The sequence below is a fragment of the Kitasatospora sp. NPDC059803 genome, assembly GCF_042732255.1.
Classification (GTDB): Bacteria; Actinomycetota; Actinomycetes; order Streptomycetales; family Streptomycetaceae; genus Kitasatospora.
The window spans coordinates 1-22,984 of record NZ_JBHWIJ010000023.1 but is presented as its reverse complement, the minus strand read 5'-3'; the positions used below and the strand labels follow the sequence as shown (position 1 = coordinate 22,984).

At 69.9% G+C, this 22,984-nt stretch carries 26 protein-coding genes and 1 pseudogene; 11 read left to right on the top strand and 16 right to left on the bottom strand.

Features of this window, described 5'->3' with window-relative positions:
• The 4 genes and pseudogenes from ACFV6I_RS06140 to ACFV6I_RS06125 all read right to left on the bottom strand — a co-directional run.
• A pseudogene (locus ACFV6I_RS06140) lies at nt 1-312 on the bottom strand (protein-L-isoaspartate(D-aspartate) O-methyltransferase); the annotation flags it as partial.
• Nucleotides 313-325: 13 nt separating this feature from the next.
• Complete coding sequence (locus ACFV6I_RS06135) at nt 326-478, bottom strand: hypothetical protein (RefSeq protein WP_380423710.1); 153 nt, start codon at nt 476-478, stop codon at nt 326-328.
• Between the two features lie 346 nt (nt 479-824).
• Nucleotides 825-1,109, bottom strand: a complete 285-nt coding sequence (locus ACFV6I_RS06130) for a hypothetical protein (protein WP_380423709.1) — start codon at nt 1,107-1,109, stop codon at nt 825-827.
• Between the two features lie 101 nt (nt 1,110-1,210).
• Nucleotides 1,211-2,425: a helix-turn-helix domain-containing protein gene (locus ACFV6I_RS06125; protein ID WP_380423708.1), complete on the bottom strand. Its 1,215-nt coding sequence runs from the start codon at nt 2,423-2,425 to the stop codon at nt 1,211-1,213.
• Between the two features lie 287 nt (nt 2,426-2,712).
• Between ACFV6I_RS06125 and ACFV6I_RS06120 the strand changes: the two genes are divergently transcribed.
• Entirely contained in the window at nt 2,713-3,264 is a 552-nt protein-coding gene (locus ACFV6I_RS06120) for a flavoprotein (protein ID WP_380423707.1), read from the top strand.
• Between the two features lie 78 nt (nt 3,265-3,342).
• Here the strand turns inward: ACFV6I_RS06120 and ACFV6I_RS06115 are convergent, their stop codons facing one another.
• Nucleotides 3,343-3,498, bottom strand: a complete 156-nt coding sequence (locus tag ACFV6I_RS06115; protein WP_380423706.1) for a hypothetical protein — start codon at nt 3,496-3,498, stop codon at nt 3,343-3,345.
• A gap of 220 nt (nt 3,499-3,718) precedes the next feature.
• On the opposite strand from ACFV6I_RS06115, the gene ACFV6I_RS06110 reads away from it, so the two are divergent.
• Both ACFV6I_RS06110 and ACFV6I_RS06105 read left to right on the top strand, forming a co-directional pair.
• Nucleotides 3,719-4,798 (top strand): macrolide family glycosyltransferase, encoded by a 1,080-nt coding sequence (locus ACFV6I_RS06110; protein WP_380423705.1) that lies wholly within the window; start codon nt 3,719-3,721, stop codon nt 4,796-4,798.
• Nucleotides 4,795-5,442 carry a M15 family metallopeptidase gene (locus ACFV6I_RS06105; RefSeq protein WP_380423704.1) on the top strand — a complete coding sequence of 216 codons (648 nt, stop codon included), beginning with the start codon at nt 4,795-4,797 and terminating at the stop codon, nt 5,440-5,442. Before ACFV6I_RS06110 ends, ACFV6I_RS06105 begins: the two co-directional genes overlap by 4 nt.
• A 650-nt stretch (nt 5,443-6,092) precedes the next feature.
• On the opposite strand, the gene ACFV6I_RS06100 is transcribed toward ACFV6I_RS06105, so the two are convergent.
• From ACFV6I_RS06100 to ACFV6I_RS06085, 4 genes are all read right to left on the bottom strand, one after another.
• On the bottom strand, nt 6,093-7,055 hold the full coding sequence (locus ACFV6I_RS06100) for a hypothetical protein (RefSeq protein WP_363372286.1): 963 nt from the start codon (nt 7,053-7,055) through the stop codon (nt 6,093-6,095).
• Nucleotides 7,056-8,251: 1,196 nt separating this feature from the next.
• A complete protein-coding gene (locus ACFV6I_RS06095) occupies nt 8,252-8,482 on the bottom strand; it encodes a hypothetical protein (RefSeq protein ID WP_380423703.1) in 231 nt (76 codons plus the stop codon).
• A 253-nt stretch (nt 8,483-8,735) separates the two neighbouring features.
• Nucleotides 8,736-9,209 (bottom strand): ATP-binding protein, encoded by a 474-nt coding sequence (locus ACFV6I_RS06090; RefSeq protein WP_380423702.1) that lies wholly within the window; start codon nt 9,207-9,209, stop codon nt 8,736-8,738.
• A 195-nt stretch (nt 9,210-9,404) separates the two neighbouring features.
• Nucleotides 9,405-9,614, bottom strand: a complete 210-nt coding sequence (locus ACFV6I_RS06085) for a hypothetical protein (protein ID WP_380423701.1) — start codon at nt 9,612-9,614, stop codon at nt 9,405-9,407.
• Nucleotides 9,615-9,689: 75 nt separating this feature from the next.
• Between ACFV6I_RS06085 and ACFV6I_RS06080 the strand changes: the two genes are divergently transcribed.
• Nucleotides 9,690-10,652, top strand: a complete 963-nt coding sequence (locus ACFV6I_RS06080; protein ID WP_380423700.1) for a hypothetical protein — start codon at nt 9,690-9,692, stop codon at nt 10,650-10,652.
• Between the two features lie 18 nt (nt 10,653-10,670).
• Nucleotides 10,671-11,384, top strand: a complete 714-nt coding sequence (locus tag ACFV6I_RS06075; RefSeq protein ID WP_380423699.1) for a creatininase family protein — start codon at nt 10,671-10,673, stop codon at nt 11,382-11,384.
• A 71-nt stretch (nt 11,385-11,455) separates the two neighbouring features.
• On the opposite strand, the gene ACFV6I_RS06070 is transcribed toward ACFV6I_RS06075, so the two are convergent.
• Nucleotides 11,456-11,785: an antibiotic biosynthesis monooxygenase gene (locus ACFV6I_RS06070; RefSeq protein WP_363372301.1), complete on the bottom strand. Its 330-nt coding sequence runs from the start codon at nt 11,783-11,785 to the stop codon at nt 11,456-11,458.
• An 88-nt stretch (nt 11,786-11,873) separates the two neighbouring features.
• Here ACFV6I_RS06070 and ACFV6I_RS06065 point away from each other — a divergent pair, with 88 nt between their 5' ends.
• Both ACFV6I_RS06065 and ACFV6I_RS06060 read left to right on the top strand, forming a co-directional pair.
• Nucleotides 11,874-12,050 carry a hypothetical protein gene (locus ACFV6I_RS06065; protein ID WP_380423698.1) on the top strand — a complete coding sequence of 59 codons (177 nt, stop codon included), beginning with the start codon at nt 11,874-11,876 and terminating at the stop codon, nt 12,048-12,050.
• 27 nt (nt 12,051-12,077) lie between these two features.
• Nucleotides 12,078-12,620, top strand: coding sequence for a helix-turn-helix domain-containing protein (locus ACFV6I_RS06060; RefSeq protein ID WP_380423697.1), 543 nt, complete (start codon nt 12,078-12,080; stop codon nt 12,618-12,620).
• 132 nt (nt 12,621-12,752) lie between these two features.
• On the opposite strand, the gene ACFV6I_RS06055 is transcribed toward ACFV6I_RS06060, so the two are convergent.
• Entirely contained in the window at nt 12,753-13,046 is a 294-nt protein-coding gene (locus ACFV6I_RS06055; protein WP_063347403.1) for a hypothetical protein, read from the bottom strand.
• A 519-nt stretch (nt 13,047-13,565) separates the two neighbouring features.
• Here ACFV6I_RS06055 and ACFV6I_RS06050 point away from each other — a divergent pair.
• Nucleotides 13,566-13,754: a hypothetical protein gene (locus tag ACFV6I_RS06050; RefSeq protein WP_063347404.1), complete on the top strand. Its 189-nt coding sequence runs from the start codon at nt 13,566-13,568 to the stop codon at nt 13,752-13,754.
• 76 nt (nt 13,755-13,830) lie between these two features.
• Here ACFV6I_RS06050 and ACFV6I_RS06045 read toward each other — a convergent pair whose 3' ends face one another.
• Nucleotides 13,831-14,241, bottom strand: coding sequence for a cupin domain-containing protein (locus ACFV6I_RS06045; protein ID WP_380423696.1), 411 nt, complete (start codon nt 14,239-14,241; stop codon nt 13,831-13,833).
• A gap of 63 nt (nt 14,242-14,304) precedes the next feature.
• On the opposite strand from ACFV6I_RS06045, the gene ACFV6I_RS06040 reads away from it, so the two are divergent.
• On the top strand, nt 14,305-14,829 hold the full coding sequence (locus ACFV6I_RS06040) for a MarR family winged helix-turn-helix transcriptional regulator (RefSeq protein ID WP_380423695.1): 525 nt from the start codon (nt 14,305-14,307) through the stop codon (nt 14,827-14,829).
• A gap of 51 nt (nt 14,830-14,880) precedes the next feature.
• Nucleotides 14,881-15,903 carry a S41 family peptidase gene (locus tag ACFV6I_RS06035; protein ID WP_380423694.1) on the top strand — a complete coding sequence of 341 codons (1,023 nt, stop codon included), beginning with the start codon at nt 14,881-14,883 and terminating at the stop codon, nt 15,901-15,903.
• Here the strand turns inward: ACFV6I_RS06035 and ACFV6I_RS06030 are convergent.
• The gene (locus ACFV6I_RS06030) at nt 15,900-17,972 is read right to left on the bottom strand and encodes an MFS transporter (protein WP_380423693.1); all 2,073 of its coding nucleotides are present in this window, start codon (nt 17,970-17,972) and stop codon (nt 15,900-15,902) included. The two genes, ACFV6I_RS06035 and ACFV6I_RS06030, sit on opposite strands and share 4 nt — an antisense overlap.
• A gap of 357 nt (nt 17,973-18,329) precedes the next feature.
• On the opposite strand from ACFV6I_RS06030, the gene ACFV6I_RS06025 reads away from it, so the two are divergent.
• On the top strand, nt 18,330-19,448 hold the full coding sequence (locus ACFV6I_RS06025) for a peptidoglycan-binding protein (protein WP_380423692.1): 1,119 nt from the start codon (nt 18,330-18,332) through the stop codon (nt 19,446-19,448).
• Between the two features lie 17 nt (nt 19,449-19,465).
• Here ACFV6I_RS06025 and ACFV6I_RS06020 read toward each other — a convergent pair whose 3' ends face one another.
• The 3 genes from ACFV6I_RS06020 to ACFV6I_RS06010 form a co-directional block, all read right to left on the bottom strand.
• Nucleotides 19,466-20,056, bottom strand: coding sequence for a TMEM165/GDT1 family protein (locus ACFV6I_RS06020; protein ID WP_063351072.1), 591 nt, complete (start codon nt 20,054-20,056; stop codon nt 19,466-19,468).
• 286 nt (nt 20,057-20,342) lie between these two features.
• Nucleotides 20,343-21,059, bottom strand: a complete 717-nt coding sequence (locus tag ACFV6I_RS06015) for an ABC transporter permease (protein ID WP_380423732.1) — start codon at nt 21,057-21,059, stop codon at nt 20,343-20,345.
• Between the two features lie 50 nt (nt 21,060-21,109).
• Complete coding sequence (locus ACFV6I_RS06010; RefSeq protein ID WP_380423691.1) at nt 21,110-22,726, bottom strand: dolichyl-phosphate-mannose--protein mannosyltransferase; 1,617 nt, start codon at nt 22,724-22,726, stop codon at nt 21,110-21,112.
• Nucleotides 22,727-22,984: the final 258 nt, after the last annotated feature.

Sequence of the window (22,984 nt, the reverse complement as noted above, 5' to 3'; positions counted from 1 at the left end):
GGGGCCCACGTCGAGCACCCGCATGCAATCTTCGAGGTGTTGGGGCCGGATAATCTGCGCCACGCCCGGGGGAATGTAGGTGGACGTGGACGGGGTGGTGCCGTCCTCGTCCAGCTGGGTCACGAGCGGGATGTCCGAGCCGACCAACTCGTTCCACTGAACGGGAAGTTCCCGACGGTCGATCCACTCGCCCTCGCAGTGGATCCGATCCGGCACGAACAGCCGGCGCGGCACGGCTCGGAACGTCGACTCCCAGTCCGCCGACAGCGTCCCGGACTCCCGGAGGCCGTCGGCCAAGGTGTCCCAGTTCATGCGATCACTCCCCTCAAGGCTTCGACGGCTTGGGCAGGTTGGTGGGCGGCGCGTCCCGCTTGCCGTCGTGCGGCGCGGTGTCCGGCTTCCCGGAGTGCCCACCGCCCTTGCCCCCGCCAGCCTTGCCGGGCCCGTCGCCGCCGGATCCTCCGCCATGTGCGCCCATGCGCTTCTCCTCTCGAAGTCCTTGCCAAGATCAGATATTGCTCGGGTTGAGACAACAGGGCCGCCGCCCTCACGGGCCGCCGAAACAGAGCGCCAGCAGCATCGCCGCGAGCACGGCTGCTCCCGCAATCGACACCGCGCAGGCGGCGAAGAATGCTTTGTGACGACCATCGGGTGAATCGCACCTCACCGGTGTGCGCTCCGATGGTGGCGACGCATCAGTACGCGGGCGTCAACGGCACCGGAGTAGTCGAACCGGGCCGCCGACTCCGCCTCCCGAACGGCTAGTTCGGCGCATTGCTCACAGTCGCCGACCGGCCCCGAAGCGGTATCGCGGCCCGCCTCCATCAGTTCCACCGGGACACCCAGTTCGCCTCACGCACACGGGCTTCCAGGTGCTCACGCCGCAGCCGCAGCCACTCGCCGTTCGCGGCCTCGAACCGCACGAACGCCCGAATGGTTCCGTCGCCGTCCCGCAGCCACTCACCGCCCTGCTCGTCACGGACGTGGTAGCAACGCGCCGCCGGGTCCCAGCGGATGCCGTACCCGTGCGTGGCGGCCGGATCCAACTCCCGCACCGCCTGCCGCGACAGCCTGGCCGCCCTCGCGGCGGCGACTCCGTCCTGCGCCATTCGTACACTCCCTTACGCACCGAACCCGCAATGTCACTCGACGCTACGGGTTCGTCACTGTGCGAAGGGGCAGGGTTTCTGCCACCAACTCCGGCAGCCCTCTATGCGGCCATCCCGATGGACTCGGCGAGTCGACGCCCGGCCTCCTGGACCGGCGAACGGCCATCAATCAACCCTCGGACCATGGCCTGCGTCTCCTCGTTCCACCGGGCTGTCTCGGGCGCGACCGCAACAGCGTCCGTGAGCAGTTCCACCACGGACGCCGATTCCCCGCGAAGGGCGTGCGCCCGCGCGACCTCGATCAGATGGCGGCCACGGCGCGGAATCGCCGTGACCTCGGCCACCGGCAACCGCCGGGCCCACCGAAGCGCGGTGCCGGTCTGGCGAAGCTCGACCGCCACAGTGACCGAGTGCAGCCCAACCGCCTGACGGGAACCCGACGTCGGGGCACTCCAGAAGCCTGCGGGAAGGCGCTCGGCAACGGCTGCCGCGCGGTCGATCCAGCCCCAGGCCTCACCGGCCTCACCGGCGACCGCATGCGTGATGGCCGCGTGGAATGCCATGTCCGCCCACGCCGAGGCCAGTTCCGGCGAATCCCCGCGGACGGGGTTGAGCAGGCGGAGAGCTTCCTCGGTCAGTGACTGGGCGCTGTCCCACTGCCCGGACTTCCGGAACGCCTCCACCAGGAACCAGCACGCCTGCGCGATCGCCCGCCGGTCGTCCGATGCCCGCGCGGTCGCCAGCGCCCGTTCGGCGACCCGCCAGACCAGATTGCCGTCCCCTTGGAAGGCCGCATACATCTGCGTCAGGTTCAGTGCGCCGGCGTACATCACCTCCGCCCGACGCCGATCGGCGCAGTCCTGATGCGCAACTGCCCGGGAAGCTGCCGACACGAGCGCCGGCAGCAACTCCGCCAAGGCGGTCCGGTGGTCGCCTCTGGTCATCCTGGTCCGCCAGGCGTTCGCCAGCTGAACCTCGATGTGGTCGAGGTTGGGTACCGGCCCACCGGCCGACCCGAGCTGCGCACCGTCAACCGCCCGCCGGACGGAGTCCAGTGCCGCGTGTTCCACACCCGAGTACAGCGCCCTGGGCATGCTGACGTCGCCCGTCAGCAACGAGAGATCATCGACCCCCAAGTGCTGAGCGATGCGCACGAGCATCGGCAGGCGCGGCGGCAGCAACGCCCCGTTCTCCACCTGCTTCAGCCAACTCGGCGACCGCCCCAGCAGCGCGGCCAACACCGGACGGGACTTCCCGGCGCGCTCCCGGTAGTACTGGATGCGCCGGCCTACGGGCAGAGCGGGATCCACAGCCATGCCATCAGCGTAGGGCCGCCGTGCCTCCCCGGCAGCCAGAGAAACGAATTGAGCACGCTCCGAATCCAGGCCTCCGAAGGACGGGCTGGCCCCTCCTGCACCGACATATCCCCGATCCACAGCGGCGGACCGCACTCTGGGTGGAGTCCGCACGGACGTACAGCCGACACGGCAGACTGGCCGAGGGATACAGAGCGCTCAGAATCGTGAAGAGCTGCGCGCCGGAGGACATCCGTCGGCGGTGTCCCGGAACTTCGCCGCTTCTGCCAGGAATTGGGAGTCCAGACTTGACCGACCAACGCAAGCCGTTCCTCTACGTCGTCGTCTGCGCCTCGGGCATCGCGGACGACGTCGGCACCTTGATCAGCGCCGCCCACGCCGAAGGCTGGAAGGTCGGCGTCATCGCCACCCCCCATGGGCTCGGGTTCATCGACCCGGAAGCCGTCGAGCGCCAGACCGGCTACCCGATCCGCTCGGCTTGGCGCACTCCCGCGATCCCCCAGCCACTTCCCCCGGCGGACGCCATCGCCGTGGCGCCCGCCACGTTCAACACCGTCAACAAGTGGGCCGCCGGGATATCCGACACCCTTGCGCTCGGCATTCTCTGCGAGGCGTACGGGCTCGGCATCCCCACTGCCGTTCAGCCCTACGTCAACTCGGCCCAAGCAGCCCATCCTGCGTACAGCGAGAGCCTGGAACGACTCCGCTCGATGGGCGTCCTGATCGGCGACTACATCCCCCACAAGCCGAAGGCCGGCGGAGGCCGCGACAAGTACAACTGGACCCACGTCCTCGACCTGCTTCGCCCCGCACTGACCTCGGTCACAGAGCAGAACTGACAACGCGCCAAGCTCGCCGTCCGCCACGAAGTGACCGTACTGGTCGCAGCCATCGACGAGCGGCCATGACCACCTCGGTCATCGTTCGACGCCCGGCTCGTACAAAGGCAGGAAGTGGATGACCGGTTCCTCATACGGATGAGCCGCGCGCACTGCTCGCAGCGCCGCCTCGGCCTGCTCGGCCTTCGGGGTCAGGACGAGCAGGCCCTTCCCGTTCGTCCACACGGCTCGCACGTCGAGGCTCCGCAGGCGCCGGCTCTCCGCCCGCCTCACCCCGACCGACCCGTTTCGCGGCCCTCCATGTGATTCTCCACACCGGCCGATCTTCGGCCGAACCCCACCCCTCGTCACCGCAACGGTTGCCAACGTTACGTACTGTGCTGATAAGCGAGTTGACGTCAAGTCAGCCCGCCGATCGCAGGACGCCTAGCGACATACGAGGAGAGGGCCCGACATGTCCCGACCAGCACACATCGCCATGGTGAACATCCCGGCGCACGGCCACGTCAACCCCAGCCTGGAGGTGATGCGGGAGTTGGTCGCCCGCGGCCACCGGGTCAGCTATGTCAACGACCCGTCGTTCGCCGAGCAGATCGAGTCCACCGGCGCCCGACTCGTGCCCCACGACACGACCCTGTCGATCGTCAAGGGCGGGGTCGACCCCAACATCGGGGCCGGCGTGCACACCATGATCTTCGAGGAGGCGCAGGCGATGCTGCCGCGCCTGCGCGAGGCCTTCGACGACGACCGGCCCGACCTCGTCCTGTACGACTTCATGGCGTACGCGGGCCGGGCGCTGGCCGACGGCTGGGGCGTGCCGTCCATGCTGATCTCGCCGTCAATGATCATCCGGGAGGACTCCCACCTGGCGCGCTTCGAGATGGCGCGGGAGGCCTTGGAGGCGGACAAGATCCCGGAGCGGTTCGCGCAGTGGCTCGCCGACAACGGCGTGCCGGCGGGCGAGCCGTTCGGGTACATGCTGCGCCCGGATCGCGGGCTGGCGCTCATCCCGCAGGTGCTCCAGCCCGAGATCGAGCTGGTCGATCCCCAGGTCTTCTCCTTCGCCGGGCCCTGCCTCGGCGCCCGCGAGCACCAGGGCGGCTGGACCCGTCCGGAGGGCGCGCAGAAGGTGCTGCTGGTCTCGCTCGGCTCCACCTTCACCCACCAGCCCGACTTCTACCGCGCGTGCCTGGAGGCCTTCGGCGACCTGCCCGGCTGGCATGTCGTGCTCCAGGTCGGCCAGGCAACCGACCCGGCCGAACTGGGTACGATCCCGGCCAACATCGAAGTGCACCAGTGGGTGCCGCAGTTCGCCGTACTCCAGCAGGCCGACGCGTTCGTGACCCACGCCGGAATGGGCGGGTGCAGCGAGGGCCTGTACTGCGGGCTGCCGATGGTCGCGGTGCCGCAGGCCGCCGACCAGTTCGACAACGCGGACCGGCTGGTCGAACTCGGCGTCGCCCGCCGACTGGACACCGCCCCGGCCGTCGCGGCGCGCACCGCCGTTCCCCGCTCCCCCAGGAGACCCTGTTGACCGAGATCATCCTCATGTCCGACCCACAGGTGGCTGCCCTCCCCATCCAGGACTGCGGCGACCGCCTCCTGGACGTACGTGAGCACGAACTCCTGCTGGACGACCGCAAGCGCGACGACACCGGGGCGTTCGCCCACCTGCGGTCCGGCGTGCTCGACCGACTCCTCGACGCCCAATCGCACCTCCCGGACGGCCTGCGGCTGCTCTTCGTCGAGGGCTACCGCCCGTCGGCCCTTCAGCGCCGCTACTTCGAGGAGTACGCCGCCGAGTTGCACGCCGCACACCCGGACTGGCCGGCCGCACAGCTCCGATCGGCCGCGAGCCGCTACGTCTCCCCGCCCGAGATCGCACCGCACAGCGCCGGCGCCGCCGTCGACCTCACCCTGGCCGACGCCGACGGCCACGAACTCGACCTCGGCACCCGGGTCAACGCCAACCCGGAAGAAAGCGCCAGCGCCTGCTACACCGACGCCGCCAACCTCTCCCCCGAAGCCCGCACCAACCGGCAACTCCTCAGCCACACCCTCACCCGCGCCGGCCTCGTCAACTACCCCACCGAGTGGTGGCACTGGTCCTACGGCGACCGCTACTGGGCCCTCACAACCGGCGCACCCGCCGCCCTCTACGGCCCCCAACACCGATAACCCCCACGCGACTCGGCCTCCCACACCCGCCGCAAGCTCCCGCTGACGCGCCAACGACAGGACGGGCGCATCAGTCTGGGTCTTGGACTTGAGATGGCAATCTGGCAGCCACGCGTACCTCTTCATAGTTGCCTATGTTGGTGCCATCGTGGTCTGAGACGTCAATTAGAAGGCGGAAAAGCCAGATGAGGCGAGCTGTTCGCGCTGCGCCGAGCAGGAGGAGGAACTCGACCAGCCAGCCACCCCATCCAATGGTTTCGCGCGCGTCGTAAATCATTACCCCAAGGCAGCCGATCGCAACGGCTGACATTGAGGTCAGAATACTTACCCAATTTCGGCGAAGACTTGGCCCGAACCTAGCTCGAAGGAATGTCATGCGACTTCCGGAACTAGAGGCGTACTGACTAATGGCCGCTGTGCCAAAACCGCCGATAATGGCTGCTACCGATGCAACGGTTGCATAAATGCTCATGCGCTGGTCCGCGGAATGCCCGACAAGCACGTGCTTTCCTGCCAGCCCGGCATGCGCTGCTGCGACAGCTGCCGCTAGGAGCCAATCACCCATCGGATGCTCGCTCCAGGAATTATGGATGTATCGTGCAATTCGCGTCCAACGGGCCACTGCGCTCCCCCTTCAGGCTCCTCTGAGCCTAGGGCACAGCACTGACAGCGCGGCGAAGCTCGGCCTCATGCTCGCTGGCCACACCCAAGATCGCACGCACCGCCGCCTCATGCCATGGTGCGCCACCCTGCGTCCTGCGCATGATCACCGTCTTTTGGGAGGTGATGTGATCAGAGATAAAGTTGATTTTCTCCTCCACCAGCTCGCCGTCGGAGTTCGCCAGGGTCACGTGAGCGATAGCGCGATCAATAGCACAGTCCGGCCCGAGGAGACGGGCGTTCTGGGCGATGAACGTCTGAACGTCTTCGCGGAGTTGCATCTCTCCACGAGATCGCGGCGTTCCTCGACCAAAGAATCCTTGCTTAGGAATCTTCATACTCAAGGTGATAAGCGCGTCGCGGTTTTGCCTATGAATACGCCGAGACATATCGCCCAGTCCGCCGATCTCAGACTCCAAGACATCAGGGCCGGGGCGCATTCTCATCTCGAAAAAGTTGACCTCCTCTGCCCTCTTCAGCTTTTCGTATGCGCTCATGCTGATGAGCGGAATTACAGCGATATCCCGGTCGAGGCCAGTATCCATCGTGTTAAGCCATCGCTGGACTGCGGTAGGCCGAGGAGCGGCCATTGAGCCCTTGAGGACTCCAATTACATTTCCGAACGGGAGGAAACAGACTACAGTTGTGTCGACAATGCTGCGATCGCCATCAAGCTGAAGATGGTCAATGTGACCGTTTTGCCAGTCGACCTGCTGGATATCGCCGTCACGCAGGCGGGCGAGGCCAAGATGGTGTGCACTCTCGGCAACCACGGGTTCCCCGAAATACACCTCGGATGTGTCGCGATAGAGGCGTTGCTGCGGAGGAATTCCCCCAAGGTTGGAGAGTACTGCCTGCCAGTCAATGTGAGACATGCGCCGCACTTCACCAGCCTCTTTAGGGCGAACAATCTCATAGAAAGCGACCGTCTTCTTCCGGTCCGAATTGACCATAGAACACCCCCTGGCGACGTGCGCTAGATCCTCTAGTCGCGCATGGGTCAGTAGTATGGCCGCATACCGATGCGCTGGCTACCGAACGTGTCAACTTGTTGCAGCGTGAGGGTCTGCCTTGGAGGGCACTGTACGGCCGGGTCGCCGGTAAGGCACCGGGCCAGAGGCAGACCACGAGTGGCGGATCGTCATCCGGCAGCAGGTTTGAGCCGTCCCACTCAGCGGTCTGTAGATCTGCTGGCACCGGTACCAAGCCCAGGCCGTGCCACAGGCCCGCAAGATCGGGCGGTAAGTGGCAGCGAATCGCGGGCATCCGCAGCGGGGGGACGGGCGGGCCGCAGGTCAGTACAGGGGTCGAACATCAATCCTTACAAAACAGGGGCCCACAGCCACTCGTTCGATCCTACTGGCAGCTGGCCGCGATTCGCAGCGAAGAGCCAGCGCACGCGGGATACTTGCACGGCCCCATCAACTTCGCTCGTCTCGTCGCGCACGCTGGCCGCAAGGCAGAGCAGTTCTTTGAAGCTCATCTATCCTCTCGGCGGACCAAGGCCCCGCCTCGGGCGTCGATGTCAGCAATCGCCCACAGCTTGGAGCGGTCCACCCCGCATGCCGCCAGGAGCATGCTTACCTCGTCCGCCGCACGGCGGGCGGCGCGCCAGCCGACCGCGTAGTCCACGCCCGGTATCCATATCCATGAGTCCGGGGCGAGACTTGCAACCAGCTACGCACTGAGGCCGTCGTCTCCGTCCAACTGCTTCTCAACTCACCCGATAAACAACCGAACCGGCCATCTGTACACAGCCATGCCGGGGACCCGACACCATCGGCACCGGTTCCAGCCCACCGGACCACCCCTTCTCCCCGCCAAGGGTCGCAAGGTGGTCCGGCACATCTTCAGTTGTCCTTGATCACGTCAGCGGCTGTCCTCTCACGTTGACGCCTCGCAACCGAAGATCCGGTGGCGAAGTTCCGTTTCGCGGAGGCCTCTCATCGGGTCCGCAGGTCTACTCCCTCCAACCAGATCCGCCGCATCAGCCGCAGTCGCGCGGCGTCGATGAACGCGGGATTCGCGACTTCATGGTGTGCGGCGCGCCGACTCAGCGAGAACGCCCTTACCGGCCAGCAAAACTGACCGTTCAGGAGCCATCAGGTCAGCAGCCGGTCAAGCCCGCCCCGGAGCCGTTCGCCGACGGTCACCACTCGGCCGGGTAGAGACGGACCAGGTGCGGGGTCAGGCCGACGAACGCCAGCGTCCGCACCTCGCCGAAGGTGGCCAGCCGGTGCCCGATCTTCTGCACGGCGGACGGGCCGAACAACTCGGTGAAGTAGTCCTGCTGATCCGTGCTGAGCGGGAGGGCGCGAAGCGATCCCAGGAGCGCGGCCAACGCGTCCGGAAGCCGGGAGAAGCGTGCGGGTTCCGTCACGCCGCGGACCTCCACCACCACCGGAAACGGGCACGACGCCGCTCCCGCCTCGCCACCAGCGGAAGCCGACTCGGCCCCATCGTGATCCCGAAGCGCCGTCATCGCGCCGGCACCTCCCCCGCACGGCGCGGATGCCACATGTGAACGCCCACCGCCTGTCCGTTGACCACGATGTTCCGCGTCACGGCCTTCCGCAGGCCCGCACCGCAGTAGAAGCATCGCGTCGCCGCCGATCCGAACGCCCGACCGTTCCTCATCTGGCACCCCGTCCCGGGCCGACCAAGGCCCAGGCGATCTTTCCGAAGCCTTCGGGGCGGGGCGCGCAACCCCACTCCACGGACAGTGCCTCCACCAGGAACAGTCCCCGCCCCGACAGCTCGTCGGACACGGTCGACCGCCGGATCGTCGGTTTCTCGCTGCTCGCGTCGTGCACCTCGATGCGAAGATGGCCGCAGGTCAGCTCGAACCGGACGGCAATCTCCCGCCCCGGCGAAACCCGCCCGTGGACCACGGCATTGGACACCAACTCGGTCAGCACGAGCTGCCCGTCCATCGCGAGGACCGCGCCGTCGGGAACCTCCGCAAGGAACTTCCGGAGGTGCTCCCTGGCCATGCCGGCGGACTTTCGGTGCCGGGTGAGCATCGCCCCGAACGTGGTTATCCCGACGCCCGACTCATTGGACTCAGCGTCGTCCCGGGGTTCTCCCGAGCTGATCACGTGCACCACCCTCCCGATGCTCGACAGCGGCCGGAACAGGTCTTCCGGCCCGTGACTCCAGGTTGCCGGGAGGCGATGCGGTCGACGTACCCAGGCTGAATGCCCAATGTGGATAAACTCACGGTCAATCAACTTCCGCTCAGGGAGCGCTGATCAACAGCGGGGGCAATGGTGACCGAAGCTCGCCTTCCGGACCGGCTTCCATCAGGTCTGCTCGCCAATCCCGAGATGATCGCCGCGTGCCGACAGCGGGACTTCGCCGCCGTATTCCGGCTGCTCAAGCTGGCCGGCGTCTACCCAGCGCTCATCGCGCGAGCCTGTGACCTGACCCCGAGCCGTGTCGGCGAGGTAATGACTGGGAAGCGGCGGATCGAGAAGATCGATCTCGTCGAACGCATCGCGGATGGCCTCCACATCCCGGGTCACATGCTGGGCCTGGCCACCCGGGATTGGGAGCAAGCGCCCGCGCTGCCCCGGGCAAGGCGCTGTGTGATCGAACCCCATCTCGCCACCGCAAGGCCCAGCCCGCCCGTCAACCCCGAGTTCTTGGTCAGCCACCTACGCGAGGTGATGCCCGGCCACTACAGGACTGCCAACCTTCTGGGCTCCCGCCACGCGCTCGACCCGGTCACCCGGCACGTCCAAGTACTCGACCGTCTCCAGCAATCCGCCGACGGGAGCGCCAGGGGCGAGATCCTCGCCATCGGCGCCCGGACCGCCGAGTTCCTGGGCTGGCTGAACCAGGACCTGGGCGACTTCGACCAAGCCATGTACTGGTCGGACCGCGCCATGGAGTGGGCGCAGGAGTCCGGCGACGACGTCATGGCCGCCTACCTCCTGTTCAGGAAGAGCAACCAGGCGACGGCCCGCCGCAACGCGCAGCAGGCCGTCGGGCTGGCACGCGCCGCCCAGCGTTCACCCGGGGCGACCCCGCGCATCCGAGCCCTGGCCACGCAGCAGGAGGCCCAGGGGCACGCGCTCATGGGCAACCAGCGCTTCGCCCAGGTCAAGTTCGACGAGGCCCACGAGCTGGCCGCGTCACCGGACGACGAGCACCGCGACGATGCCCTCGACATGGCCTACTGCACGCCGACGTACATCGAGATGCAGCGCGCGAACTGCCTGCTCGAACTGGGCGACCCGCTCACGGCGGTGGCCATGTTCGAGGCCGAGCTCCGGGCGCTCCCTCCGGTGTACCGCAACGACCAAGGCGTGTACCTCTCCCGGCTGGCCCGCGCCTACGCGGTGTCCGGCGAGCCGGAGCAGGCCGCCGCAGCGGCGGACCGCGCGCTGTCGATCGCCATCGACACCGAGTCCGCGCGAGCGATGGCGGAGCTGTCCGCCGCAGACAAGGCCCTTCAACGGTGGAGCTCCGTGGCCGAAGTCGCCACCTTCACCGGCCGGTTGAAGCTGATGAGCGGCACGGTGCCCTCTCGACCTGCGGCAGGCTGATGAGAGAGGGTGGGGGCCATGGACGCACTGATCACGGCCGCCACCTCCGCAGACGAACACCGGCGCGGCGCCAAGATCGCCGTACTGCCGGTCGGCAGCTTCGAGCAGCATGGCGACCATCTGCCGCTCACCACCGACACCGTCGTCGCCGGCCTGATCGCCCAACGGATCGCCGCCGACTACGGCCTATTCCTCCTGCCGCCCATCACGGTGTCCTGCTCTCACGAGCACGCCCACATGCCCGGCACCGTCAGCATCAGCGCCGCCACGCTCTACGCCGTCGTCAACGACATCTGGAAGTCGCTCCAGGCGTCCGGTGTTCCCGGCCTGCTCATCGTGAACGGCCACGGGGGCAACTACGTCCTCTCGAACGTCGTCCAGGAGGCCAACACCTCCGGTCCGCGCGTCGCCCTCTTCCCGGTTCACGCGGACTGGCACCAGGCCCGCGAAGCAGCGGGCCTGGTGAGCAGCGGCGCCGAGGACATGCACGGCGGCGAGTTGGAGGTGTCGCTCCTCCTCCACGGCGCCCCGGAGCTCATCCGCGACGGCATCGAGCGGGATGACCACTCCGCCCCCGAGCGCCCGCACCTGCTCACGCTCGGCATGGCCGGGTACACGAAGAACGGCATCATCGGGCAGCCCTCCCTCGGAACGGCGGCGAAGGGCCGCGCCCTCCTCGACAGCCTGTCCCGGTCTGCCGCCGCGCATCTCTCGATCCTCGCGGGCGGCTGAGAGGCACTTCGGGCCCTTCCCCTGCGGGGGAAGGGCCCGAAGGGAAAAGCGAACAACCGCGAAGTGAGGCGTCAGGCCTTGGGGCCGGCGGACTGGACGACCTCGAAGGACCAGAGGGTGGAACCGGAGGCGGCGGGGCGCTTGGGGGCCTCGCCCTCCGGGGCGGCGGGGCGGTGGGCGGCCTGCATGGGGCCCTCCATCCACGCCTTGAAGTCCTCCTCGCTGCGCCAGCGGGTGTAGACGAGGTACTGGTCGGTGCCCTCGACGGGGCGGAGGAGCTCGAACCACTCGAAGCCGTCCGAGTTCTCCACCGCGCCGGCGCGGGAGGCGAAGCGCTGCTCCAGGACCTCCCGCTGCTCGGCGGGAACCGTCAGTACGTTGATCTTGACGACGCTACTCACATGACACCTCTCATCATTAGGCCCCCTACCTGGGCACCTGACCTTGACCACGTGCGAGCAGTCTCCTACATGCGACAGTCAAAGAAGCGTGAGGACGACTCTCAAGCTTCGCCCGGCTGCCCAGCGAACGAAGACCGAAGCCCTGATTCTCGCGAAGGGCTGGGAGAACAACGGCCACTTCGAAGACATCGGCAAGTCGGGCCGGGACCTCTGGGAGAAGCAGTGCAACGACCGTAACGGGTCGTTGGTGGCCAAGCCCGCGTAAGACTTCACACCGACCGCTCTGCTCATCATGTCCGGCAACGACAAGCCGACGATCCGAGGCACCGACGAAGACATCTGGCGGCGCTTCCGCTGCGTCCCGTGGGACGAGTCGTTCATCGGAAGGGAGGACAAGGGATTCAAGGGCCGCCTACTGGCCGAAGCGGAAGGCATAGCGGCTTGGGCCGTCCGGGGCGCCGCCGAGTGGTTCGAGCACGGCCTGAACGAGCAGGAACGAGTCACCAGGGCTACCGGCGAATACCGGGAGGAGTCCGACCCGTTCGCCGACTGGGTGGCGGCCAACTTCGAAGCAGCGCCGGACGGCTTCGTGCCGAACAGCGAGATCAAGCAGCGGGCAGAGCGGATGCACCCGAAGCTCCCCGGACAGGCGCAAGCGTGGTCCAAGGACTACGTCCGCCCCGGCGACACCCTGTGCGTGTGGAAGCTGGACCGGTTCGCCCGGCCGCCGATTGACGACCGCCACGCCAAGGGGGAGAGCGTGAGCAGCATCGCGAAGGCGCTCGGGATCAGTCGGGCGACGCTGTACCGGCACTTGGAGGACTCCGAGTCGTAGCCGCCGCGCCTGCCGTGGGAGCCGTCTGCCCCACTGTGGGTGGACGGCTCTCACTGTCTCTGGCGTCCGCCATCTTGACAGCACGATGCCCCGGTACGGGCTCTGAGAGGTCCGTACCGGGGCGGCGCCAGTTCACCAGCGCGAGCAGAGGTAGTCCACCACAGGCGCCAACCGGGTGGTGGCGGACGTGGGCCCAGCCGTGTACGCCGCGAGAGCAATCCCGGCGCCATCCACGACCGTGAGCCCCGCTGGAATGGCCGTCCCGCCGCTGACGACAACGACGGGCTGACCGTCCCGGTACTCGATCGACAGTGTGCCGATATCCTCGGGCTTGACCTGATCGGCCGGGACCAGCACGGGTTCGGCCGTCCCGGGCGTGAGCTTGATCGGGGCCGGGCCCTTTGAGTTGGGCGTGGTCTCGGGCATGACTGTCTCCTCACTGGCCGGCTCGCTGCCGACGCGCCTGGACCTTCCCATGACTGTCCGTCACCAAACCATCGCCGTTCTGATCGCTCGTCCGGCCGGCTGGGCGGGGCGCTCCGGAAGTTCCCGGCCGTGGCCGCCAGCGGTCCCGGCCCCAGCTCGAAGCACGCGCCCTGAGTGTGATGCCGTTTCCAGACCCAAGATTCACCAACTGGGATGCGGCCCGATGAGGTGGTCACCATGACCCGCGAGGCGTGGGCGGAGTTCACCAGCGCCATCAAGTGCGGGGAGGTCGACCTGAGCGCGTAGGAGACCTGTGGACTGTCCGCTGTGTGATCAGCCCATCGCGTTCGACCCGGAGACAGGACAAGGCTGCTGCTTCCGGTGCGACCAGTGGGCGGGTCGGGCGATCCGGGGCCTGTCGATCGTGACGCTCCGCGGCAACTTGCCCGAAGTGCAGGCGGAGAGGGGGCGTGCAAGCCTGGTTGGAGAACCCGAAATCCAACCGAATGGGGCACAGCCATGGGTATCGGCGACAAGTTCCGGGACAAGGCCGAGCAGTTGGAGGAGGAGGCGAAGTCGCGCCTCGGCAACAAGCCCCCGAAGGCGGACGACGCCCAACAGAAGGCCGCCCAGACCCAGCAGCAGGGCCAACAGCAGGGCCAGCAGAACCTGGACGACCTACCGGACGACATCGACGACCGGAAGTAGCGGCCAAGACCGGGCGGGGACGGTCAGGGGTAGGCCCTCGACCGTCCCCGCACCCACGCCCGGACCGCTTCGCGGGTCAGGCGATCCACGGCGGGAGGAGGCGCTCGGCGTCGCGGGGGGCGAGGCCGCAGGCGCCTTCAGGGGTGACGGCGTCGGGGTTGTAGGCGTGGGCGGGGGACGGGCCGGCGACGATGGCGGTGAAGCCGTCGGCGGTGGTGATCCGGCGGGCGAGGTCGGCGGGGAGGACGAGGGTGTCGCCGGCGGTGAGGGGCACCGGGCCGTCGGGGAGGGTGACGGTGGCGGCGCCGGTGAGCAGCGTCCAGATCTGTTCGACGTCCATGGCGTGGAGCGGGCCGCTCTTGCCGGCCGTCATGTCGACCTGCCACAGGGCGAGGGCGGTTGAGCCCTGGGTGGGTGAGGCGTAGGTGGTCATGACGGCGTTCGGCGTTTCGGTGCGACGGGCGTCGGCGTGGCGGATCACGGGCATGGCGAGGGAACCCCCTAAGATGGTCAATGGCGTTGTCTATATGGTCAATGAGGTTGTCTACCCATGTCAAGCGAGCCCGCGAGCACACCCACCGGCACCCCCACCGGCACCCCCACCAGCGAACCCGCCCCGCCCGGCTTCGAGTTGCCGCTGCGCCTGCTACTCGCCTTCCGGACGATCATCGACGAGCTGCACGAGCGCATCGCCCGCGAGGGCCACCCCGACCTGCGGCCCATGCACGGCTTCGTCTTCCAGGCGATCGGACCGCACGGCACCACCGCCGTCGACCTCGGCCGCCGGCTCGGCGTCTCCAAGCAGGCCGCCGGCAAGACCATCGAGAACCTGGAGCAGCTCGGCTACGTCGAACGCGGCGGCGACCCGGCCGACGCCCGCCGCAAGGTCGTCCGACTGACCGCCCGCGGGGTGGACTGCCTGGTCCGGTCGGCCCGGATCTTCGACGAGCTGCGCGCCGAGTGGTCCGCCACCCTGGGCGAGGAGCGCCTGCGCGAGGTGGAGACGGCCCTGCGCCTGCTCGCCCCCGGCGACCCGTTCCGCCTCGACACCCCCCGCTGGTTCGGCGGTCCGTGAGGAAGGATCAGGAGTGGTACGAGCCATGAGGGGTCAGCGGAGGAGGAGCGGATGAGACGACTGGGACGGGTGGTCGCAGCGGCGGCCGTACTGGCGTTCGCGGCGTGCTCCTCGCCGGTTCCAGGGTCGCCGCTCCCCGAGCACATGTCCCCCGAGGCCCGCGGCTACCTCTCGGAGGCCCTGGACCTCATCCAGCAGAAGTCCCTCAACACCGCGAAGGTGGACTGGCCGAAACTCCGCACCCAGGCCTTCGCCCAGGCGGCCACGGCCCGCACCCCGGCCGACACCCACACCGCGATCAGGGCCGCCGTCACCGCCCTCGACGACCACCACAGCCGTTTCTACCCGCCCGACCAGGCGGCGAAGGTCGACGCCGACCCGGAGGCCGTGAACGCCCCGACCGCCCGGCAACTCCCCGGCCGCATCGTCCAGTTGAATCTCCCGGCGGTGAACGGATCGGAGCGCACCTACGCCGAGTACGTCGCCCGCGGCCGCGCCGCCGTCGCCGAAGTGAGCGCCTGCGGCTGGGTGGTGGACCTGCGGGGCGAGACCGGGGGCGGGATGTGGGCCCCGCTGGCCGTCGCGGCGCCGATCCTCGGCGACGGCCCGCTGGGCGCCTTCGTCACCGCGGACGGCACCCGCAGCACCTGGTCGGTCCGCGACGGCGTGCCGTACCTGGACGACGCCCCGCAGGCCTCCCCCGCCACCCACCACGACAAGGCGCCCACCCACCACGACAAGACGCCCGAAACGCCCGTCGCCGTCCTCACCGGCCGCGCGACCGGCAGCGCGGGCGAGGCGGTCGCCATCGCCTTCATCGGCCGCCCGGCCACCCGCAGCTTCGGCCAGCCCACCTACGGGGTGCCCACCGGCAACGCCGCCCACCGGCTGTCGGACGGCGCCGTCCTGCTGCTCACCGGCGCCGCCGAGGCCGACCGCACCGGCCGGGTCCACGAGGGCCCGATCGAGCCGGACGAGGCGGTCGAAACGGCCGACCCCCGCAAGGACGACGACCCCGCGCTCGCCGCCGCCGTCGCCTGGCTCTCCATCCAAACCCCCTGCAAGGCAGGCTAGAACGACCGCCCCTCCCCCCGGTACGGCGGCTCGTGGGCGGGCCGGTCCGGGCGGTCGCGCCGGTCGGCGCAGAGGGTGGAGCTGAGGCGGGTGAGCAGGTCGGCGAGGTCGGCGTACTGCTGCTCGTCCCAGTCGCCGAGCAGGTCGGCGAGTTGCGAGCGCCGGGCGGCGACCAGCTTGACGGCCGTCTCCGCCCCCGGTTCGGTGAGCCGTAGCGCCAGCCCGCCGCTGCGGGCGGCGAGGCCGCGGCCCTCGACTTCCCGGACGGCGCTCTCGATGACGGCGATCGGGATGATCCGCCGCTCGGCGAGTTCGGCCGGCTCGACCGAGCCGTGGTGGTGCATCTGCAACAGCAGCCAGCTGGAGGCGGGTTGGAGGTCCAGCCCGGCCCCCTCGGTGATCCGCCGGAAGAGGTCGCGCCGGGCCTCGCGGGTGCTCAGCATCGAGAGCGCGCGGGCGATCTCGTCCAGCGACGAGCGTTGGACGGGGTTGAGGCCGATGGATTCGCTCAGGTCGGGTGCGGTGACGGTGGAGCGCAGCTTCTGTTCGCGTAGGAACAGCGACAGCACGAAGGCGACCACCGCGACGGGCACCGCGTACAGGAACACCCGGGTGATCGACTCGGCGTACGCGTGGTGGACGGCTTCCTGGACGACGGCGGGCAACCGGGTGATCACCCGCGGGTCGGAGGTGATGGCCTCGGGGTGGAAGCCGGGCGGCAGCGGCAGGCCGGTGAGGGCGTCGGCGAGCCGGTCGCGCAGCCCGCTGGCGAACAGGCTGCCGAAGATGGAGACGCCGAAGGAGGCGCCGATGGAGCGGAAGAAGGTGGCGCCGGCGGTGGCGACGCCGAGGTCCTGGTAGCCGACGGAGTTCTGCACGATCAGCACCAGCACCTGCATGACCAGGCCCAGCCCGAGGCCGAAGACCAGGAAGTAGAGGCTCATCTCGGTGGTGCTGCTGTGCTCGTCGAGCCGGGAGAGCAGCAGCAGGCCGACGGTGGTGACGGCCGTCCCGGCGATCGGGAAGATCCGGTAGTGGCCGGTGCGGGCGACGATCTGGCCGGAGCCGATCGAGGTGAGCAGCATGCCGAGCACCATCGGCAGCATGTGGATGCCGGACAGGGTGGGCGAGACCTGCTTGACGACCTGGAGGAAGGTCGGCAGGTAGGTGAGGGCGCCGAACATCGCGAAGCCGACCACGAAGGAGATCACCGCGACCAGGCTGAACGTCCGGGAGCGGAACAGCCGCAGCGGCAGCACCGGTTCGCTGGCCGTCCGCTCGACCAGGACGAAGGCGAGCAGCAGCACCAGGCCGAGCACGCCGAGCCCGACGATCTGCCAGGAGGTCCAGCCCCAGGTGGTGCCGCCGAGGGAGGTCATCAGCACCAGGCAGGTGGCGACGGCGGCGATCAGCACGGTGCCGAGGTAGTCGATCCGGTGCTGGCGCCTGGCCTCCTGCCCGGGCAGGACGGCGGCGATCACCACCAGGGCGACGATGCCGATCGGCAGGTTGATGTAGAAGACCCAGCGCCAGCTGAGGTTGTCGACGAACAGTCCGCCGAGCAGCGGCCCGAGGACGCTGGTCACGCCGAAGACGGCGCCGAAGAGGCCCTGGTACTTGCCACGGTCCCGGGGGGAGACGAGGTCGCCGACGATGGCCTGGGTGAGCACGATCAGCCCGCCGCCGCCCAGGCCCTGCAGCGCGCGGAAGGCGATGAGTTCGCCCATGTTCTGGGCGATGCCGCAGAGTACGGAGCCGAGCAGGAAGATCACGATGGAGGCCTGGAAGAAGCGCTTCCGGCCGTACATGTCGCCGAGCTTGCCCCAGAGCGGGGTGGCGGCGGTGGAGGCCAGCAGGTAGGCGGTGACCACCCAGGAGATGTGGTCCAGGCCGCCGAGGTCGCTGACGATGGTGGGCAGCGCGGTGGAGACGATGGTCTGGTCGAGGGCGGCGAGCAGCATCGCCAGCAGCAGGGCACCGATCGGCACCCAGAGGTTGGGGACGGTGACCTCCGGCGGGCCGGGCTCGTACGCCGGGCTGCGGTCGGACGCGGCGCGCGAGTCCGTCATGGCGGCTCCGTAGGGTCGCGGGCCCCGGCCGAGGCGGCGGGCCCGTGCGGATGATCACTCCCAGCTCACCATGCTGTCAGAAATGCCCCGGTTTGCTCCCTCGGATTGAGCCGAACGTAGCCGCCGGGCCCACCGACCCAGGACACACCGCACCGACCCGACCGCCGGCACCGGGGACATCCGCCGCTCCCCGACCGTTCCTCGGGAAACAACCGCCACCAACCGGCACAACACCCCCGCCCGGGTCCGGACGCCCCTGTCCCCCCTCCGGGACGTCCTGCATAATCAGGCGCGATCGTGAGCCCGGGAACCGCCCCGGGGCACGCAGACCGCCCGAGAACCGAGGAGGACCGGCCGATGCCGGACCAGCACTGCCCGACGTGCGGCACCGCACGCTCCACTGGGTGCGGCTGCGTCCCGGACCCGAGCCTCACCGAGACGGCCGTCCTCCCGCACCTCGAAGGCCCGCCACTGGTCCGCCCGTACGTGCCGCAGGCCGTCGGCCAGGTCGCCGAGGAGCCCGTGGCGGACGTCCCCGCCGTCGACCCGTTCGCGACCGCCGTCCTGCCGCCGGTCGCCCCGGGACAACCGGCCCCCGTCCACCCCGCCCCGCCCGTGGTTCCCCCGCTGGGGCCGGACGCCGACGCCTACGCCACCACCGTGCTGCCGCCGGTGCCCGCCTCCGGGCCGGGCGCCTACGCGGCGGCGACAGCCCCGCAGGCCGCGTCCGGCGGCGACCTCGGAGTCTTCCCCTTCGACCACGCGACGCCCGGGCCCGAGCCGGAGCCCGTCGGCGGCCGGGCCGCGCGCAGAGCCGCCGAGCAGGCCGCGCAGAACCCGCTGGCCCGGCACAAGCTGCTGCTGGCCGGGGTGGGCGCCGGCCTGGTCGCGCTCACCATCGGCATCGCGTACGCGGTGACGCCCTCGCCCGCGCCGACGACCCGGCAGGCGCAGCCGCTGCCCACCACCCTGGCGCCCGCGCCGGTGGAGCCGACCGCCCCGGCACCGACGGACCCGGCCACGCCGCCGCCGCCGACCAGCGAGGCACCGAGCCCGACGTCGCCCCCCACCCGCAAGCCGAGCCCGACGAAGACGGCCACCCCGGCGCCGACGCCGACCACCCAGGCCCCGGTCGCCGCTCCCCCGGCCCCCGCTTCCGCCCCGACCGCGCCCGCGACGCCCACGCCCACCCCCACCACCGCGACGCCCACGCCGACCCCGACCCCCACTCCGACGCCGACCCCGACCACCCGGGTGCTCCAGATGGGGATGACCGGCGCCGACGTCAAGGACATGCAGCAGCGGCTGTGGGCGGCCGAGTGCGGATACGTCGACAAGTCGATGATCACCGGGACCTTCGACTTCTGGACCCGGTCGGTGCTCGGCGACTACCAGACCAGCAACCGGATCAAGGGCGAGACCTTCGTCTACGGCCCGAAGACCCGGGCCGCCCTGGAGGCCGACCCGGGCTGCTGAGCCCCGCGGACAAGGGGTCAGCCGGTGATCGCCCCGAAGATGCTGATGCCCGCCAGCACCACCATGATCGCCGCCGCGACCCGGATGATCAGCTTCATCGGCACGTACTTGAGCAGCTTCTGCCCGCCCACGATGGCGAGCCCGCCGACCGCGCACAGCGCCAGCCACGCGCCGAGGCCGACGGCCAGCGGATCGGCGTACTTGGCGGCCAGGTTGGCGGTCATGATCTGGGTCAGGTCGCCGAACTCGGCGACCGCGACGACCAAGAAGCTGGCCCCGGCCACCTTCCAGAAGCTGTTCGAGGACGGCTCCTTGGCGGCGTGCCCCTCCTCGTCGTCGCCCCCTCCGTGGAAGAGCAGCATGGCCGCACCGGCCAGGAACAGCACGCCGGTGACGCCCTCGACCCAGCGGTGCGGCAGCAGCGAGAGCAGGTGCCCGGCGGCGAGGGCGAGGACGACCTGAACGCCCATCGCCGCGGCGACACCCGCGAAGACGTAGCTGGCACGGTACTTGGTGCCGAGTACGAGGCTGGCCAGCGCGGTCTTGTCCGGCAGTTCGGCCAGGAAGATGATGCCGAACGTCAGCGCGGCCACGGTCAAACTCATCAGAAAGGGTCCCTCGGTCGGGCTGCCCGGCCTCCGCAGGTCCGTCAGGGGACGCTTCGGCCCGACAGCACTGGTCATGGTCACAGCACTGCGGCCGAAGGTCTCGCCGGCACCGACCCCGGAGGATCGGGTGCCCCGGGCGCCGGGCCCGTGAGGGCCAGTATGTCGACGGTCCGGTGGAGGGCTACTCCCCTTCAACGTGCTCAAGGGTACCCGACCGCGTCCAGTACCCAAGGCGGCCCGGTACCCGCCCCCGCCCCGGCCCCCCAGCGCTCACCAGCCCGCGCGCTCACCAGCCCGCGCTCACCAGCCCCCGGCCGACCAGCTCCAGCACCACCACGATCGCCACCGACTCCACCGCCAGCAGCCCGACCAGCACGAACAGCTGCACCGCCCCCGCCTGGACGGGCGAGGCGCCGCCGAGCAGCATGCCGACGAAGGCGCCGGGGAGGGTGACCAGGCCGACCGTCCGGGTCTGGTCGAGAGCGGGCACCAGCGAGGTCGCGGCGGCGGTGCGGCAGATCTCCAGCCGGGCGTCGCGGTCCTCGAAGCCGAGCGCCAGGGCCGCCTCCACCTCGCCGCGGCGCTGCCGCAGTTCGTCGAGGGCGCGCCGCCCGGCCAGCGAGGTGGCGGTGAGCGCGCCGCCGATCAGGATGCCGGCGACGGGGATGACGGACAGGCCCTTGGCCGGCAGCAGTCCGACGGCCAGCAGCAGGGCGAGCACCGGCAGCACGCCGGCGCCGATCGGCGCGGCCGCCCAGACCCAGTCGGGGCCGGGGGTCATCCGCCGCCCGGCGGTGCGCACCGCGACGCTGAACATCAGCAGCACGAACAGCGCCGACCACCAGAGCGAGCCGACCACCCAGCTGATCACCGCGGCGACGGCGGCCAGTTGCACCACCGCGCGCAGTCCGGCCCGCAGCACCGCGTGCCCGTGGCCGAGCAGGCCCCGGCCGGCCACCGCGACGGCGGCCAGCAGCAGGACGGCGGTGACCACCCCGAGCATCGGGGTGACGGGCAGCAGCTGACCGCCCGCGGCGGACAGGGGCACCGGTGTCAGATCCAGCTGGTGAACCACATCCGGTCCTGCCAGGACGTCATCGGGATCACCTCCGCCGTGTACAGCGGGTAGAAGAAGGCGAAGCAGGCGACGATGGCGAGCACGATCAGCCCGGCGCCGGCCGCGCCGATCCGGCGGCGTTCGGGGCTGCACCCGGCCGGGCCGAGGATCGCCCCGAGCATCTGCGCGACGGCCAGGCACAGGAACGGCACCAGGACGACCATGTAGAAGGAGAAGACGGTCCGCTCCTGGTACTGGAACCAGGGCAGGTAGATCCCGGCGACGGCGCACAGCACGGCGCCCGAGCGCCAGTCCCGGCGGAAGAACCAGCGCCACAGCAGGTAGACCAGGGCGAAGCAGGCCGTCCACCAGAGCAGCGGGGTGCCGAGGCCGAGGATCTGGGACGCGCAGCCGCCGGTGGCGGTGCAGCCGTGCTGCCCGTTCGGGACCTGCTCCCAGTACATGGAGACGGGGCGGCCGACGACCAGCCAGCTGAAGGGGTTGGACTGGTAGGTGTGCGGGGTGCTCAGCCCGGTATTGAAGTCGTACATCTGCGAGTGGTAGTGCCACAGGCTGCGCAGCGACGCGGGCACCCAGCTCATCGACACCTGCGGCAGCGGGACGCCGAGGAAGGTGTCCGGTGACAGGCCGGGGCGGCCGTCGGCCCAGTGCCGGTCGTACCCGCCCTCGCCGTTGCCGCCGCTGGCGAGCCAGCCGGCCCAGGCGCCGACGTACACCACCAGGGCGGAGCCGACCATGGCGAGGAAGGCGGGGACGGCGTCGCGGCGCAGCATCGAGCGCCAGGGGCGGCGGGCGCCGGCCCCGCGACGGCCGGACTGGTCCCACAGGACGGTCAGCAGGCCGAAGGCGGCGAGGATCATCGCGCCGTTCCACTTGACGGCGCAGGCGGCGCCGAGGAGCACCCCGGCGGCGATCCGCCAGGGGCGCAGGCCGAGCCGGGCGCGGTCACCGTCGGTGACGCCGGCCAGCCGGGCGCGGACGTGGTCGCGGTCGATCAGGAGGCTGCCGAAGGCGGCGAGCACGAAGAACATCTGGATGCCGTCGAGCAGCCCGACCCGGCTCATCACCAGTTGGAGGCCGTCGACGGCCATCAACAGGGCCGCGGTGCAGCCGATCAGGGTGGAGCCGAAGAGCCGGCGGCCGATCCGGGCGAGCATCAGCACGGTGACGGTGCCGAGCAGGGCGGTCATGAACCGCCAGCCGAAGGGGTGCATGCCGAACATCTGTTCGCCGATCGCCATCACCCATTTGCCGAGCGGCGGGTGGGCGATGAACTCGGGCGCGGAGGTGAGCGGGATGTGCTGCGGGACGGCCAGGACGTCGGTGTTGGCGTGGTCCGGCCAGCTGCCCTCGTAGCCCTGCCGCAGCAGCGACCAGGCGTCCTTGGGGTAGTACGTCTCGTCGAAGACGAAGGCGTTGGGGTAGCCGAGGTTCCAGAACCGCAGCAGGCCGGCGAAGAGCGCGACGCCGATCGGCCCGAGCCAGCCGGACCAGTCGGCCGACAGGCGGAGCAGCCGGCCCCGGACCGGTGCCGGGGCGGCGGGGGCCGAGGCCTGGACCGCCGGGGGGTGCGTGAGCGCCGCTTGCGTCATTGCCTCGCCGATTCGCCTGTCTCCTGTGCCGGCCGGGTCTCCTGTACCGACCGGGCCGGGCGGCCAACAGCCACTGACACTATGTGGCGGTGGTCGCGAAGCCAAGCGCGACGGGGGCCCCCCCGGGGCACCCGGGGGGGCCCCGGGGGCCCCCCGGGGACCCGCGCCTCCCCGGCCCCCCCCCACGGCTCGGCGACCACGACCACCGAGCCGCCCTCCTCGGCGGACCGGACCAGCGCGGCGGCCGCCAGCCAGAGC